The sequence below is a fragment of the Haloferax sp. Atlit-109R genome, from assembly GCF_003665865.1.
Taxonomy (GTDB): domain Archaea; phylum Halobacteriota; class Halobacteria; order Halobacteriales; family Haloferacaceae; genus Haloferax; species Haloferax volcanii.
Genome location: NZ_QPLO01000002.1, coordinates 1 through 14200 on the forward strand (window position 1 = coordinate 1; position 14200 = coordinate 14200).

Genomic DNA, 14200 nt, shown 5'->3' on the forward strand with positions numbered 1-14200 from the left:
TCGGCATTAAGGCGGCCAGAGCGGTGAGGTTCCACCCGTACCCATCCCGAACACGGAAGTTAAGCTCACCTGCGTTCTGGTCAGTACTGGAGTGAGCGATCCTCTGGGAAATCCAGTTCGCCGCCCCTACTCATACTTCACAAAGCCCACTGGACGCGGTGTCCAGTGGGCTTTGTTCATTTTATGCAGAGCGGCACGCACGGTCGTTCAGCGACTCGCACCGACCCCGTCGAGTCGCATCTTCCATCGTCCGAGAGTGGCAACGCTCGCGTCGAGCACACCGGTTCGGCCGACAGCCGCTCGCGTTCGACTGCGGGGCTGTTTCGATACGACTTGATCGCCCGTTCGGCACGGAAGTCGATAAAATCGACAGACGACGCCCCGATTTCGAACGCGTTGATTGGGGTGAAATTCAGCGAAAACCGGGGTTACGATTCTCCCCTTTTACCGTATCAGGGTTAGAAGGAAGGGTTGCATGCGCGGCAGCAAACACTTCACCGTAGTCATGGTCGTTGCGATGCTCGCCGTCGCGATGGTTCCCGGGGCCGTCGGAGCAGCGAGCTCCGATGCCCTCCAGGTCGGCGTCACGCAGGACGCCGACACGGGCGACGCGACAGTGACCGTGACGCGGAACGAGACGGCCGTCGAGAACGCGACGGTCGTCGTCGAATCGAGCGGTAACTACGCCGGAAACGGAACGTACGCGACGGGGACGAACGGCACCGTCGACCTCCCCAATCCGCAGGAACGCGTGAACGCGACGGTCACCGTTACTGAGGGGAACAACACGACCGCCTCCTCTGTCGTCCTCGTCCCGCTCGACGAGTCTCTCGATGTCTCCGTCGAGGTTGACGACGCTAACGACACGGTCGTCGCCACCGTCACCCAGTACGGTGACGCCGTCGAGAACGCCTCGGTTCAGGTCAACGGGACCGACTACGCGGGCAACGGTACGTACGAGACGGACGCGAACGGAACCGTCGCGGTTGCAGAGCCGACGACCACGACGAACCTGACGTTCGTCGCGACCGCCGACGGTCTCACCGCGGAGACGACGGTCGAAGTCGAGGCTGACGACCTCAACATCGCCGTCTCGCAGGACGAAAACGAGTCGGTCACCATCACCGTAACCGAAGACGGCGACCCCGTCGAGAACGCCTCGGTCGCGGTCGACGGGAACTACACGGACGCGGGCGAGTACGAGACGGACGCGGACGGGACGGTTGACCTCATCTCGCCGTTGCAGACCGTCACGGTCGACGTGGCGGCCGAGCACGACGGCCTCACCGCCGAGACGACCGTCACCCTGCAGGGTGAGGTCGCCGCCGAGGACCCGTTCGGACAGCTCGTTAGCAGCTTCGTCGAGCGTCTCAAGGACACGGGTAGCGACGGCCCGCTCGGGCAGGCCGTCTCCGACTTCGTGACCGAGAACAACCCGGGTAACGCGGACGACAAGCGTCCGGACCACGCCGGTCCGCAGAACGGCGACGACGCTGACGGCGACGAGGACGCGCCCGGTAACTCCGGCAACGCCAAGAACGGTAACGGCGGCCCGCCGGAGCACGCGAACAACGATAAGGCGAGCGACGAGGAAGACGAAGAGACCGACGAAACCGAGCAGGCCGACGACGAGGAGTCTGAGACTGCGGACGACGCTGACGACGAGTCGGACGATGACTCCTCGGACGAGTCGGATGACGACGACTCGGGCGATGACGACTCGAACGGCAACGGCAACGGCGGTGGCCCGCCGGACCACGCCAACAACTAACTAATATACGTTCCCACGCAGCGAGCGTGGGGTTCGGGCTTCACCCTTCCGCGTCCGGGCGGGTACTGTGGATCGGAGGCACCCCATCCCGCTACGCCCCCGACCGTCGTTGTCAGAGGCTGACGGTCGGGCTACTCACTCGCCCGACGCGACTCTTTCTATCGAAACGTCACCGAGCGCGGCGACGAGCGCCGGGTCGGCGTCGAACCGTCGAACCGCGAGCCGCGCGCCCGCGACCACGAGGTCGTCGTCGACGCGGGCGGGAGCGCCGCTGGGATACCACGCCGAATCGTCGGATGCGCGGACGCTCGCCCGGAGCGACTCGCGGAGGCGACGGTGCGCGAACAGCGTCGAGACGAACGCGAGCGACGCCGCGAGCGTGACGCCGCCACCGTCGAACGCTGCGTCGGTCGCTTCCGTTCTGGCCGTTTCGAGCGCGCCCGCGACGGCGAGCGACTGTCTCGCGTGGTCGTCGTCGGTGAGCGCGCGACTGAGCGCGGCGTCTTGCATCTCGCGAATCGCGGTCTCAGTCGTGGGGTCGGTCATCGGTGACGCCGAGTCGGGTCACGCGCCGTCGAGCGGCGGCACGCGGAGGGTGTGGTCGACGACGGACTCGTCCGGTCGGAGCGTCACCGTGCCGAGAAACACCGTCTCGCCCTCGGCGGCGTTGGTCGCGACGGTCTGGAGCGTCGCCCGCTGGTCGAGTTGCTCCCAGGTGACGCGTTCGACGAGGCGCTGGAACGCGTCGGGGTCGGTCCACCCCGAATCGATGTCGGACGGGACGTTGACCACGAATCGGAGTTCGGTCTCCGTGACGTGGATACCGACGCGGAACGTGTCCGCGTCGGTCGCGTCGTCCGTCGAGGAGTCGGTGGTCGCCGCGCCGGAGTCCGCAGTCGACGCGGATGCGGGTTCGCTCGCCGTCTCGTCGGGGTCGGTCATGCCCGGCAGTCGGGGACGTGAAGACAAAGATGCACCGGACGGCGTCGTAGCGTCGACTCATCGGTGACGAGGAGACCTCCGACACCGAACCGGACCCGGCTGCTGTCCGCTCCGAACCCGACGACGGCGTCACCTCTCCGGCGCTCGAACCCGGGAGTCGAGCGCGGAGAATTACCCTCCTCGGCCCCGGTGGCGTGTGAATTTCACGCACGGCGAGGCGAACGTCGAACGGTTATTAGCGTTCGAGACACCAGTCCGACCAACGAATGAGTTACAAGATCGGTCTCGTCGGAAAACCGTCCGTCGGGAAGTCGAGTTTCTTCAACGCGGCGACGATGAACGACGTACCCGAGGGTGCGTATCCGTTTACGACCATCGACCCCTCCATCGGCGAGGCGTACGTCCGCGTCGAGTGTGCGGCCCCGGAGTTCGACGAGTCGTGTACGCCCTCGGTCGGCTACTGCGACCACGGAATGCGGTTCGTTCCCGTCAAACTCGTGGACGTGGCGGGGCTCATCCCCGGCGCGCACGAGGGAAAGGGCCTCGGAAACCAGTTCCTCACCGACCTCAACGAGGCGGACGTGCTCGTCCACGTCGTCGACTTCTCCGGTGAGACGGACATCGAAGGCGAGGCGACGGAGGGCCACGACCCCCGCGAGGACATCGACTTCCTCGAAAACGAACTGGACATGTGGTACCTCGGTGTCTTAGAGAAGGGTATCGACCGCTACCGCTCGGGCTATCACGGCGAGGACAAAGATATCGAAGTCGACCTCGCGGAGCAGATGTCCGCGTTCAAGACGAACAAGGACGAAATCAAGCAGATAATCCTTTCTCTCGGCTTGGAACTCGACCCCGACGAGTGGGACGACGCGGACAAGGAGTCGCTCGCCCGCGAGATTCGAAAGCGCACGAAGCCGATCATCATCGCGGCGAACAAGATGGACAAACCGGTCTCCCAGGAGAACTACGAGGAGATCACGGCCGATTCGGACTACGAACACCTGACGTTCGTCCCGACCTCGGCGCACGCGGAGAAGGCGCTGAAGAAGGCCGACGAGGGCGGCGTCGTCGATTACCGCCCCGGCGACGCCGACTTCGACATCGTCGGCGACGTGAGCGACGAACAGGAGGCGGGCCTCGAACAGATTCGCGAGTTCGTCACCGAGTTCGGCGGCACGGGCGTCCAGCAGTCGCTCGAAAACGCGCTGTTCGACGTGATGGGAGCGATTGCCATCTTCCCCGGCAGCGCCAACGGCAAGAGCGACTCGCAGGGCGTCTTCCGCGACTGCTTTATCCTGCCCGAGGGTTCGACGACCGAGGACTTCGCGTACCATCTGCATTCGGACATCGGCGACGGCCTCCTCCACGGCATCGACTGTCACTCGAAGCGCCAAATCGGGTCTGACCACGAGCTTTCGCACCGCGACGTGGTCGAAATCGTCTCGACCAACTGACTCTCTCGGACGCCAACCGCAACACCGTTATATCCGTGGACGTAGGACCCGGGTATGGGTGAGGCCGAAACGACGGCCGCGACGCTCGACGTCGAGATTGGGGGTCTCGGCGGCGAGGTAACGCTGGCCGACTTGTTCCCGTCGCCGTGGGTCGAGTCACATTGTGAGGCGGCATCGATTAGTGAATTCCTCGAAGAAAGCGGATTCGCGGTCGCGGATCAGGATTCTTTCGAGTCGATACCGACCCACGAGTTGGACCGGTACGTCGACGCGAACACCGAGTTCGACGACTGGCAGGCGATGCTTTCCGCCGGCGTCGAGCGCTACGTACTCGAACAGGGAGCGACGGGCGAAGCAGCCGACGCGGCAGACGAAGTCGAGGCGGCCGAGGAAGGCGACTCGGCGGACGCCGAGACTGAGGACTCCCTCGAAGCCGGCGTCTGAACGCGACCGAGTCAGACGACGGGAGTTGACTCAGTTCGGGTGGAACCGTTATACGCTGTTTTCGACGAGCGCCGCACCGCGGGTGAGCGCGTCGTCCCACCAGTCACGGTCGCGAGCGTCGGCGACGGACAGCGGCGCGTCGGGGTCGTCGGGTCGGTCGCCGAGGTCGAGGCTCCACCACTCCACGTCGTGCCACGCGTCGCCTTTGTAGCCGACGCGCTCGAAGCGGCCGACGCGCTCGAAGCCGAACGACTCGTGGAAGGCGATGCTCGCGGGGTTCGGCGTCGTGATGACGGCGACGGCCGAGACGTAGCCCTGCCGTTCGAGCAGGTCCAAAAGCGCCGTGTAGAGACCGCGGGCGACGCCGCGGCGCTGGAACTCAGGGCGGACGTAAATCGATGTCTCGACGGCCCACCGGTAGGCGATGCGCTCTCGAATCGCGCCGGCGTAGGCGTAGCCGGCCACCTCGCCGTCGAGTTCGCAGACGAGCCACGGGTAGTCGGTCTTCTGCTCCAGTTTCGTTTCGAGGTCCGCGACGCTCGGCGGGTCGTAGGCGAACGAAATCGCGGTGTTCTCGACGAACGGCGCGTAAATCTCCCGAATCGCGGGGAGGTCGGACGGCGTCGCCGCGCGGAGTCGGACGGTCATGACTCAGGTGGCGTCGCGCGGAGAGAAAGAGGCGACGATGGCGGCGGGCCTCGCGGGTGCGGCCGGCCGGTCTCGCGTGCGAGGTGGTCTCGCAGGCGGAGACGCTGTTCAGTCGCTCGTCGGTGCCGAGTCGAGACCGTCGGCGACCGCCCGCGCCCGTTTTCGGATGCCGTCGGCGTCCGCGCGGACGTGTTCGCCCTCGTCGTAGAGCACGTCGCCGTCGACCATGGTGAACACCACGTCGTCGCCGTGGGCGGCGAAGACGAGATGAGACAGCACGTCGTGGAGCGGCGTCGCTCGCGTGCGGTCGGCGTCGATACCGACGATGTCGGCCTTCCATCCCTCGCGGAGTTCGCCGACGCGGTCGAAGCCGGCGGCCTTCGCGCCGTTGCGGGTCGCCATCTCGAAAACGGTCGCGGCGGGCGTGCTCGTCGGGTCGAGCGCATCGACTTTCTGGAGGAGACTGGCCTGTCGCATCTCGGTGAAAGGGTCGAGCGTGTTGTTACACGGCGGGCCGTCGTTGCCGAGTGCGACGTTGATGCCGCGGTCGAGGTAGTCGAGAATCGGCGCGATACCCGACGCGAGCTTCATGTTCGACGACGGGCAGTAGGTGACGTGCGTGCCGGTCTCTGCGAGCACGTCGCGCTCGGAGTCGTCGGTGTGGACGCAGTGTGCGAGGACGACGTCGTCGCCGGTGAGACCGACTTCGTCGAGCCAGTGGATGTTGCGCATTCCCGTCTCGTCTTCGACCGTCTCGATTTCGCTTCGGTTCTCGCTCGCGTGGGTGTGGATGCGGACGCCGTCGTAGTGGTCCGCGAGGTCGCGGACGCCCCGCAGACACGCTTCGGAGCAGGTGACGGCGAACCGCGGCGTGACGGCGTACTGGATGCGCCCGTCGAAACTGTCGTGATAGCGCTCGATGAGGCGCTCGGACTCGGCGAGGCCCGCGTCGGTGTCTTCTTGGAGTCCCTCGGGAGCGTTCGTGTCCATGAGGACCTTCCCGATGCGTCCGCGGATACCCATCTCGCCCGCGGCTTCGAACGCCTGCTCGGCGTGATTGACCGAGAGGTGGTCGACGACCGTCGTCGTGCCGGACTCGATGCATTCGAGGTAGCCGAGTTCGGCGGCGACGCGCATCCCCTCGGCGTCGAGACCGGCCTCCATCGGGAGTACGTGGTCGAAGAGCCAATCCAAGAGTTCGGTGTCGTCGGCGATGCCCCTTCCGAGCGACTGCACCGAGTGGACGTGCCCGCCGACCAGTCCCGGCGCGACGATGCCGAACTCGCGTCGCTCGTGGTTAGGATACCGGTCTGTGAGGTCCGCGTGCGCTCCGACCGCGACGATTCGGTCGCCGTCGACGACGACGGCACCCTCTTCGATGATGGTGGACGCGTCGACGACCACCGTTCCCGCGAGTAACATCCTCGTGCGGGTAGACGACCGGGCGTAAAATAGGTGGTGACCCGGCCGTCGTCCGAGGTTGGGTGGAGCGTTCGAGTGCAGTCGGTGGTGGGGGTGGGGACGGTCGGAACCGGTCCCCGCGGACGAACGAACCGGCGGGACGCGAGCGCGTGTCCGAAAGAGCGGGTGGAGACCACGCCTGACGCGCGGCGTTCGGTGTCCGTTCGTCGTGGTCGCTACTCCGTGCTCAAGTACCCTCCCAGTTCTGTTGGTATCTGCTAACTTCAGCAAGTGGTGTGCCCCGAAGCCGAGTCCGAATCGGAGCGAAGGTAGAACGCGGTCGGTGTCTGATTAGTACCTGCTAAGTCGCTCCGCGACAGAGCGAAAACCGAATGCGCGAGTTCGAATTCGTCGTTCGCTTCTCGGAGGGAACCGACGAGCTAATGGACCTGTTTTACGAGTACCCGAGCCTGCGGTCCCGGTCGTCGGTCTGTTCGTCCACCACGGACGTGATGTGGCGGGTCGACCACGTCGTCGGCACGCCGGAGGCGCTGTCGGCGTTCGAGGAGGTGTTCCTCGACGAGACGCGGTGTAACGAGTGTCTCGACGCGCCCGACTGCCACACCCATCGCAACTACCACGTCCTCGACCGCTCGGACAACTCGATGACCGTCTACACCTACCGCGAGGAGGTGAGCAACTGCCACTCGATTCCGCGCTACGTCCTCGAACACGTCGGGCCGGGGGTCATCTTCGAGTCGTCCCGCCGCGCGGGCGCGTACCGCTGGCGCATTCTCTATCCCGGCGACCACCCGCTCGGCGAACTGTACGAGACCATCGAGGCGCAGCTCAGAGAGGGACTGCAACTGGACGTCGAACACCTCACGAGCGCCGGTAACTGGGACGCCGAGTCGCGCATCGCGGCCGACCTCTCGTCGGCTCACTGGGAGGCGCTCGAAACCGCCGTCGAACACGGCTACTACGAGCGCCCGCGAAAGGTGACCGTCGAAGACCTCAGCGACGTGCTCGACGTGCCACGTTCGACGGTTCAGTACCGACTGCGAACCGCCGAGGACCTCGTGATGTCGCAACTCGGTGACCCCGACTTGTAGGTGCAGCGCGAAATCGTGTCACGTAAAAGCACACGCTCGCTGCCGCTCGCGGTTCAAGATTGAGAGAAGTGCTCCGTCAGGGATTCGAACCCTGGTCATCACCGTGAGAGGGTGATATGATTGGCCGGACTACACCAACAGAGCACGTTGGTACATCACCAGATATTGCTCGCGATTGTAAAAGGTTGTCGCTTCAAATCGGGTGTGATACCGACTGCCGTGTTGCGATTAGACGACCCGTTTGCCCTCTCGATACACCTGCCGGACCGTCCGCCACGCGCCGGCGTCCTCGCTCGGGTCGGCGTCGAGGACGACGAGGTCCGCGACGTAGCCCTCGGCGACCTTCCCCACCTCGTCCAACCCGAGGAGGTCCGCGCCGCCGACGGTCGCGGCTTCGAGCGCTTCGGCGGGCGACAGGCCGTACTCGACGAGCAGTTCCATCTCGCGGAGCGCGTTCTCGCCGTGGTCGTTGAACGGCGTGCCCGCGTCGGTACCCATGGCGATGTTCACGCCGGCGTCGAGCGCGTGTTCCCATGCGGTTTCGAAGCGCTCGGCGGCGTCCGCAGCCTTTTCGACCGCCTCCGGCGGGATGCCGGCCTCGACGCCCGCCTCGACGATTTCGCGGACTGCCGAGGCCGTCGGCACCCAGTACGTGCCGTTATCGACCATGAGGTCGGCGGCTTCCTCGTCCATGAACATCCCGTGTTCGACGCTCGAAACCCCCGCGCGGGCGGCGTTTTTGATACCGTCCTCGCCGTGGGCGTGGGCCGCGGTCGGGACGCCCTTCGCGCTCGCGGCCTCCGCGAGGGCGCGAATTTCCGCTTCCGTGAGCTCGGGTGCGCCCGTGACCGCGCCGGTCGTGAGGACGCCGCCGGTCGCGATGCATTTCACCACGTCGGCGCCGCGCTTCAGTTGCTCTCGGGCGGCCTTGCGAACCTCGTCCGGACCGTCGGCCTCCCGACCCAACCAGTGGGCGTGGCCGCCGGTCATGGTGATGGGTTCCCCCGCGGCGAGGACGCGCGGCCCGTCGAGCTCGCCGGCGGCGACTGCGGCCTTCGCACTCGTCGCAGTGTTGCCGGGCGAACCGAGGTCGCGGACGGTCGTGACGCCCGCTTCCAGCGTCTTCCGGAGGTTGGCCGCGGCCCGATAGCAGGCGCGTTCGACCGGCTCGGACCGATAGGCGGCCACGTCGGGGCGACCGTCCATCATGAGGTGAACGTGGGCGTCGACGAGTCCCGGCGCGACCACCGCACCCGAGCAGTGTCGCGTCTCGCCTTCGGTCTCGTCGCCGACGGACGCGATGCGCCCGGTCGACTCGTCTATCACCACGTTCGCCTCGCGGGTCCCGTCGGCGTCGACGACCCGCACGCCGGTTAGCGTGAACATACGTGTGTCAACCCGGGCAGGTGACCTAAAGCCGCGGGTGTCAGCGAAGAACAACCGACCGACTGCGAGGCATTCGAACGCGACGAAACCCGACCCCCTCACTCGGGGACGATGTCACCGACGGTGACCGCGTCACCGACCGACAGCGTCTCGCCCCACGACGATTCCGGCACCGCGGTGTTGACCATGAGCCGGAAGTCGTGGTCGAACCAGTCGCCGCCGGACCACTCGGGGAGCGTCTCGCGGCGCTTCGTCATGAACGTCGTCCGGAAGTCGGCCGTCTCCGCGCCCGTGTCCGGGTCGCGGCTCGGGACGACACAGCGCTGGCAGGGGTTGACGCCCTCGAAGGCGACCCCGCCGACGCTGAACTCGACGACCGTCCCGCGCCGGTCGAACAGGTGGTCCTCCCAGAACGGCTCGCTCGCGTCGAAGACGAGGTTCGGCCGGAGGCGACGGCGCATCTCGTCGGCGTCGACGCCGTCGAACCACGAGGCGACCGCGTCGAGCGTCCCCGTCGAGATGACGGTCGGGCCGCTGGCTTCGGTGTCGTCGGGGAACCCGCCGGCGGGGTCGCGCCGGAGTTCGACCGGGTAGCCGAAGTACGCCGAGAGCCAGCCGTCGGCCTCGGCTATCGGGCCGTCGTAATCGTCCATCTCGGGGGCCGACAGTTCGACCGTTCCGTCGGCGAGCGAGACGGAACTCCGGATTCGGTGGACCGCCCGCTCGCGCTTGCCGTTGACGTACTCGCCGTCCTCGTCGAAGATGGCGTACTCGCGGTCGCCGCGGAGCCCGCCGTTCTCGACGATGTCGGCGGCGTCGACGAACTCGGCGTCGAGCGACTTCACGGGGTAGACCGCGATGCGGTCGAGCGTCACGGCCGCCGCGCCGGCGGTCGCGCCCGCTTCCGCATCCGTGGCCGCGGCCGCGGCCGCTGTCGTCTCCGCCTCGGCCGCCGAGGTGTTACCGTCGGTCGGGCTCCCGTCTGTCATCTACTCCTCGCTTTCGTCCGTCTCGTCGGACTCGTCGTCCGCGGTCGCGTCGGCGAACAGCTCGGCGATGGTCTCCTCGTCGACGATTTCGTAGCCCGCCTCGGAGACGGTGACGAGATTCAGTTCGTCGCTCTCGATTTCCTCGTCGGCCGCGACGAGCGCCTCGACGGCGAGCGCGAGGCCGTCTTCGAGCGACAGGTCCTCGGCGTAGCCGTCTTCGAGGGTGGCCTGGACGTCCTCGCGGTGGCCGCCGATGGCGACCGCCTTCCACTCCTGGGGCGTCCCCGAGGGGTCGGTCGCAAACAGGCGACCCGAGCCGTTTTCGACGCCGCCGATGAGGAGCGACGCGCCGTACGGGCGGGTGCCGCCGGACTGCGTGCTCTCTTGGATGTTGTCGGTGATGGTTTTCGTGAGCGTCTCGACGCCGATTGGCTCGCCGTAGCGCAGGTGCTCGCGCTGGGCGGTCGTCCGCGCGAAGTCCACGAGCTTCCGCGCGTCGGCGACGTGGCCGGCCGTGGCCGCGCCGAGCGCGTCGTCGAGTTTGTGCAGTTTCTCGATGCTTTCGGCTTCCATGAGTTCCGACGGGGTCGACCGGAGCGCCGCCAGCACGACGCCGTCGGCGGTGCGGACGCCGAGAACCGGCGCGCCGCGCTTGACGGCCTCGCGGGCGTACTCGACCTGATAGATGCGTCCGTCGGGGGAGAAAAGCGACGTTCCGCGGTCGTAGGCCTGCTTGTCGTTTCGGTTCATCGTGCGACCTCCTCGCTCGCGTCGGCGACGTTCGTCATTACTCTCCGGTCAGTCCCGGAGGCGGAAAAAGCCTCCACACCCGGCATCGGTGTGGGGTTCGTACTCGAATCGGCGGGCTATCCGACGGTTTCAGGCGAATCGAGGGCTCGAACCGCGGAACTACGCTTCGATAACGTCCGCGTCGGGCGCGTTCCGCTTGACGCTCTCGATGCCCTGTTTCGCCTTCTGTTTCGACGCGTAGCCCTCGCCCGAGTCGGCGAGGATGTTCCCGTTGTCGTGGACGAGTCGCCAGCGGTACTTGTCGGCCGCGTCGACGAACACCTCGAAGTGCGCCTTGCTCATACGGAGAAACTGTTGTCAGCCGACAAAAATGTATTCGCCGGCGGAGCGTCGCGGCCGACGCGCCAGTCCGGCGGCTCAGGCGGCTTCGGGTTCGAGCGCCTCGGCGTCGACTTCCAGCAGTCGCGTCTCGCAGTCCTCACAGCGGACGACGAACACCTCCCACGACCGGCAGCACGATTCGGCGGTCTCCGAGCCGAACCGGACGCCGCCGCCGCAGGTCGGACAGCTGTTGAGGTAGATGCGGAGCCCCCGCGCCAGCGCGCTCCGCTGTTCGGCCGTCAGCTGGTCCCGGTCGTCGAGGCGACCGTCGAGGGCGGCGTCGGCGGCCACGTCCGCGACGAGCGCGCCGTTCGACTCCCAGGTGCCGAGGGTGGTGCCGTCGGCCATCGCCACGAGCCACCGGCTCCGAGCGCGAGACTCCAGCGTGACATCGGCCTCGTCGACCCCGGTCAAGCGGGCGAGCCACCGTCGAGCGACCGTCTCGTCGGTGCGCGCGATTTCGTCGTCCCACGCCGATTCGAACGCCGGTGCGAGGCGGAGTTCGTCGCCGCTCTCGTCCAACTCCAACGCGCCGGCGTCCATCAAGGTCGCCTCCACGTCGAACGCCGCGACTGACGCGCCATCGCCGTCTAACTGCCCCGATTCGACCTCCTCGCCCGACGATTCGGCGTCAACGTCGTCATCGGCGGCCGACCCAGGCGCGGATGCGGTGGCCCCGACGCGAGTCTGCGTCGGCTCCTTGTCGAACCAGCGGAGGACCCGGTCGGGGAAGTACGTCTTCGTGAGCGTCGGCGTGCCGGGAATCAGGTAGCCGCGGAAGTAGATGGCCCCCGCGAAGAGGGCGAACGAGACGAGTCCGAGCGGCGGCCACGCGACGCCGAGCACCAGACTCAACGCGGCGGCGATGACGACGTTCACGACGGTACAGGGCGTACACCGGTTCTCGCCGGTGTACTCGGGTTGTCGGAGTCGGTCTGCGAGTGTCGAGGCGGTCATAGCGAGGGGAAGCTTCGTTCCCTCTTACGAGGTCGTTCGCGTCAATAAAGCTACTCGTGATGCGTCACGAGAAACGCAGGTCGTTCACGAGCGCCCGTGAGGTGACGCCCGGCGTCTCAGCGCTTCGGCCGCTTGAACACGAGCGCCGTCTGCCCGCTGTTCGCGCCAGCGCCGCGCGAGTCCGAAATCGTGTCCACGAGCTCCCAGCCGTCGCCGCCGAGGGAGTTGAGCGCGTCTTCCATCGGGGAGGTGTCGCCGCTGAACAGGCCGCCGTCGGCCGTGCGGACGATTTTGTACTCCCACTCGCCCGAGTTACTCATCGGATTCCTCCGCGCCGCGGTCAGCCGCGGCGGGCTGTTTGCGCTCGTACGTGACGAACGAAAAGCCGTCGCGGTCGTCGCGGTCGGTCTCGACCCACTTCCCGCGGTCCCACTCGGGGAACCGCGTGTCGCCTTCGTGTGCCGCGTCGAGTTCGGTGAGCACCAGCCCCGCGGCGCGGCCGAGGAACTGCTCGTAGACGGTCGCGCCGCCGACGACGTAGACGGTCTCGACGCCCATCTCGTCGGCCGCGTCCTCGGCGGCGGCGACCGCAGATTCGACCGACTCGACCGCTTCAGCGCCCTCGGGGAGGTCGAGGTCGCGGGTCGTCAGCACGACGCTGTGACGCTCCGGAAGCGGGCCGCCGAGCTGGCGGGCGATGCTCTCGTAGGTCTTGCGACCCATCACGACCGGGTGGCCGGTCGTCGTCCGCTTGAACTGTTTCAGGTCCTCGGGGAGGTGCCACGGCATGTCGCCGTCGCGGCCGATGACGCGGTTGTCGGCGACGGCGGCGACGAGGACGAACCGGACCGCGGCGTCGCCCTCGGTTTCGGACCCAGAAAGCTCCTCGCCGCTCATTCGGCCACCGCGAAGCGAATCCCGTCGGCCGGGTCGTAGTCGCGGAGGACGATGTCCTCGAACGAGAGGTCTTCGAGCGGCACGTCGGCCACGTCGAGCGCGGGGCGCTCGCGCGGCTCGCGCGAGGCCTGCAAGAGCAGTCCGGGGACGTGGTCGTAGTCCTCCTCGCCGTCGGCCTCCTCGGGGGCCGCGTCGAGGAGCCATTCGCGCACGTCGAGGTATTCGTCGGGCGACTGCACGTCGGCGAGGCGGGACTGGAGTTCGTCGAGGTGGTCGCCGTACCACGCGCCGCGCTCGCCGGCCCCGCAGTAGACGTGGGCGTCGACGATGGTGTGGGCGAACGACCCGAGTTCGAAGCCGGCGCGCTGGGCGACGACCTGCGCGAGGATGGCGTACGCCGCGAGGTTGAACGGGACGCCGAGCGCGATATCGCCGGAGCGCTGGGTCAGATGGAGGTTGAGTTCGTCGCCCTGCACGTTGAAGACGAACGTGTAGTGACACGGCGGGAGCGTCGAGACGGCCGCGTTGGCGGGGTGCCACGCGTTGATGACCAGCCGGCGCGAGTTCGGGTTCTCGTCGAGCGTGTCGAGGACGTACGCGAGCTGGTCGAACGTCCCCTCGTCGTTCATCCAGCGGTGGCCGTCGTCGGGCCACGCCTCGCCCGCAAGCCCCTCCTCGGGGACCGGGTAGCGCCGCCAGAACCGGCCGTAGGCCGTGTCGAGGTGGCCCTCCTCGTCGGCCCACGCGTCCCAGATGCCCGTCTCCTCGCGGAGGGTGCGGATGTGTTCCTCGCCGGAGAGATACCACAGCAGTTCGTGGATGAGGGAGTTCCAGCGGAAGCCCGAGAGGTCCTTCGTCGTGAGCAGCGGAAAGCCCTCTTGGAGGTCGACGGTGTAGTGCTTCGAGAAGCCCGAGATGGTATCGACGCCCGTTCGATTCGGTTTGTGCCGCCCGGTTCCGAGAACGTCCGTGACGAGGTCGAGATATTGGCGCATGAGAGGTGCCCTAGTTGGGTGTTGGTCGTCGTCGGTCCCTCTAAATCCTACCGTCCTCGGCCCGGATTTC

General features: G+C 67.0%; 16 protein-coding genes, 1 tRNA gene and 1 rRNA gene. 5 read left to right on the forward strand and 13 right to left on the reverse strand.

Annotated features, from left to right (window positions below; translation table 11 throughout):
* Positions 1 to 7 precede the first annotated feature (7 nt).
* Positions 8 to 129: ribosomal RNA gene (gene rrf, locus DVK03_RS08560) — 5S ribosomal RNA — on the forward strand.
* A gap of 346 nt (positions 130 to 475) precedes the next feature.
* A complete protein-coding gene (locus DVK03_RS08565) occupies positions 476 to 1771 on the forward strand; it encodes a hypothetical protein (protein ID WP_115802732.1) in 1296 nt (431 codons plus the stop codon).
* Positions 1772 to 1906: 135 nt separating this feature from the next.
* On the opposite strand, the gene DVK03_RS08570 is transcribed toward DVK03_RS08565, so the two are convergent.
* Both DVK03_RS08570 and DVK03_RS08575 read right to left on the reverse strand, forming a co-directional pair.
* Complete coding sequence (locus DVK03_RS08570; protein ID WP_004061126.1) at positions 1907 to 2317, reverse strand: hypothetical protein; 411 nt, start codon at positions 2315 to 2317, stop codon at positions 1907 to 1909.
* Positions 2318 to 2335: 18 nt separating this feature from the next.
* Complete coding sequence (locus DVK03_RS08575; protein WP_115802733.1) at positions 2336 to 2713, reverse strand: hypothetical protein; 378 nt, start codon at positions 2711 to 2713, stop codon at positions 2336 to 2338.
* 266 nt (positions 2714 to 2979) lie between these two features.
* On the opposite strand from DVK03_RS08575, the gene DVK03_RS08580 reads away from it, so the two are divergent.
* On the forward strand, positions 2980 to 4170 hold the full coding sequence (locus DVK03_RS08580) for a redox-regulated ATPase YchF (RefSeq protein WP_004061129.1): 1191 nt from the start codon (positions 2980 to 2982) through the stop codon (positions 4168 to 4170).
* Positions 4171 to 4224: 54 nt separating this feature from the next.
* Positions 4225 to 4614, forward strand: a complete 390-nt coding sequence (locus DVK03_RS08585) for a hypothetical protein (RefSeq protein ID WP_115802734.1) — start codon at positions 4225 to 4227, stop codon at positions 4612 to 4614.
* 48 nt (positions 4615 to 4662) lie between these two features.
* Here DVK03_RS08585 and DVK03_RS08590 read toward each other — a convergent pair whose 3' ends face one another.
* Both DVK03_RS08590 and DVK03_RS08595 read right to left on the reverse strand, forming a co-directional pair.
* Positions 4663 to 5262, reverse strand: a complete 600-nt coding sequence (locus DVK03_RS08590) for a GNAT family N-acetyltransferase (RefSeq protein ID WP_115802735.1) — start codon at positions 5260 to 5262, stop codon at positions 4663 to 4665.
* 108 nt (positions 5263 to 5370) lie between these two features.
* Positions 5371 to 6684 carry a 5'-deoxyadenosine deaminase gene (locus tag DVK03_RS08595; protein WP_115802736.1) on the reverse strand — a complete coding sequence of 438 codons (1314 nt, stop codon included), beginning with the start codon at positions 6682 to 6684 and terminating at the stop codon, positions 5371 to 5373.
* Positions 6685 to 7055: 371 nt separating this feature from the next.
* Here DVK03_RS08595 and DVK03_RS08600 point away from each other — a divergent pair, with 371 nt between their 5' ends.
* On the forward strand, positions 7056 to 7775 hold the full coding sequence (locus tag DVK03_RS08600; RefSeq protein WP_004061135.1) for a helix-turn-helix domain-containing protein: 720 nt from the start codon (positions 7056 to 7058) through the stop codon (positions 7773 to 7775).
* Positions 7776 to 7844: 69 nt separating this feature from the next.
* Here DVK03_RS08600 and DVK03_RS08605 read toward each other — a convergent pair.
* From DVK03_RS08605 to thyA, 9 genes are all read right to left on the reverse strand, one after another.
* Positions 7845 to 7919, reverse strand: a tRNA-Glu gene (locus DVK03_RS08605).
* 84 nt (positions 7920 to 8003) lie between these two features.
* The gene (locus tag DVK03_RS08610; RefSeq protein WP_115802737.1) at positions 8004 to 9161 is read right to left on the reverse strand and encodes an amidohydrolase family protein; all 1158 of its coding nucleotides are present in this window, start codon (positions 9159 to 9161) and stop codon (positions 8004 to 8006) included.
* Between the two features lie 98 nt (positions 9162 to 9259).
* Complete coding sequence (locus tag DVK03_RS08615; protein ID WP_006601585.1) at positions 9260 to 10150, reverse strand: MOSC domain-containing protein; 891 nt, start codon at positions 10148 to 10150, stop codon at positions 9260 to 9262.
* Positions 10151 to 10900 carry a proteasome subunit alpha gene (psmA2, locus tag DVK03_RS08620; RefSeq protein WP_004061141.1) on the reverse strand — a complete coding sequence of 250 codons (750 nt, stop codon included), beginning with the start codon at positions 10898 to 10900 and terminating at the stop codon, positions 10151 to 10153. It abuts the gene before it with no gap.
* A gap of 159 nt (positions 10901 to 11059) precedes the next feature.
* On the reverse strand, positions 11060 to 11242 hold the full coding sequence (locus tag DVK03_RS08625) for an HVO_2922 family protein (RefSeq protein WP_004061144.1): 183 nt from the start codon (positions 11240 to 11242) through the stop codon (positions 11060 to 11062).
* 75 nt (positions 11243 to 11317) lie between these two features.
* Positions 11318 to 12238, reverse strand: a complete 921-nt coding sequence (locus DVK03_RS08630) for a hypothetical protein (RefSeq protein WP_004061146.1) — start codon at positions 12236 to 12238, stop codon at positions 11318 to 11320.
* Between the two features lie 116 nt (positions 12239 to 12354).
* A complete protein-coding gene (locus tag DVK03_RS08635; RefSeq protein ID WP_004061148.1) occupies positions 12355 to 12558 on the reverse strand; it encodes a DUF4177 domain-containing protein in 204 nt (67 codons plus the stop codon).
* A complete protein-coding gene (locus DVK03_RS08640; RefSeq protein WP_004044748.1) occupies positions 12551 to 13135 on the reverse strand; it encodes a dihydrofolate reductase in 585 nt (194 codons plus the stop codon). The genes DVK03_RS08635 and DVK03_RS08640 overlap by 8 nt, the downstream gene beginning before the upstream one ends.
* Entirely contained in the window at positions 13132 to 14130 is a 999-nt protein-coding gene (gene thyA / locus DVK03_RS08645; RefSeq protein WP_004044747.1) for a thymidylate synthase, read from the reverse strand. Before thyA ends, DVK03_RS08640 begins: the two co-directional genes overlap by 4 nt.
* Positions 14131 to 14200 lie beyond the last annotated feature (70 nt).

Coding starts and splice junctions, on each gene's coding strand:
- DVK03_RS08565 (WP_115802732.1), top strand. CDS start 476: ATGCGCGGCAGCAAACACTTCACCGTAGTCATGGTCGTTGCGATGCTC.
- DVK03_RS08570 (WP_004061126.1), bottom strand. CDS start 2,317: ATGACCGACCCCACGACTGAGACCGCGATTCGCGAGATGCAAGACGCC.
- DVK03_RS08575 (WP_115802733.1), bottom strand. CDS start 2,713: ATGACCGACCCCGACGAGACGGCGAGCGAACCCGCATCCGCGTCGACT.
- DVK03_RS08580 (WP_004061129.1), top strand. CDS start 2,980: ATGAGTTACAAGATCGGTCTCGTCGGAAAACCGTCCGTCGGGAAGTCG.
- DVK03_RS08585 (WP_115802734.1), top strand. CDS start 4,225: ATGGGTGAGGCCGAAACGACGGCCGCGACGCTCGACGTCGAGATTGGG.
- DVK03_RS08590 (WP_115802735.1), bottom strand. CDS start 5,262: ATGACCGTCCGACTCCGCGCGGCGACGCCGTCCGACCTCCCCGCGATT.
- DVK03_RS08595 (WP_115802736.1), bottom strand. CDS start 6,684: ATGTTACTCGCGGGAACGGTGGTCGTCGACGCGTCCACCATCATCGAA.
- DVK03_RS08600 (WP_004061135.1), top strand. CDS start 7,056: ATGCGCGAGTTCGAATTCGTCGTTCGCTTCTCGGAGGGAACCGACGAG.
- DVK03_RS08610 (WP_115802737.1), bottom strand. CDS start 9,161: ATGTTCACGCTAACCGGCGTGCGGGTCGTCGACGCCGACGGGACCCGC.
- DVK03_RS08615 (WP_006601585.1), bottom strand. CDS start 10,150: ATGACAGACGGGAGCCCGACCGACGGTAACACCTCGGCGGCCGAGGCG.
- psmA2 (WP_004061141.1), bottom strand. CDS start 10,900: ATGAACCGAAACGACAAGCAGGCCTACGACCGCGGAACGTCGCTTTTC.
- DVK03_RS08625 (WP_004061144.1), bottom strand. CDS start 11,242: ATGAGCAAGGCGCACTTCGAGGTGTTCGTCGACGCGGCCGACAAGTAC.
- DVK03_RS08630 (WP_004061146.1), bottom strand. CDS start 12,238: ATGACCGCCTCGACACTCGCAGACCGACTCCGACAACCCGAGTACACC.
- DVK03_RS08635 (WP_004061148.1), bottom strand. CDS start 12,558: ATGAGTAACTCGGGCGAGTGGGAGTACAAAATCGTCCGCACGGCCGAC.
- DVK03_RS08640 (WP_004044748.1), bottom strand. CDS start 13,135: ATGAGCGGCGAGGAGCTTTCTGGGTCCGAAACCGAGGGCGACGCCGCG.
- thyA (WP_004044747.1), bottom strand. CDS start 14,130: ATGCGCCAATATCTCGACCTCGTCACGGACGTTCTCGGAACCGGGCGG.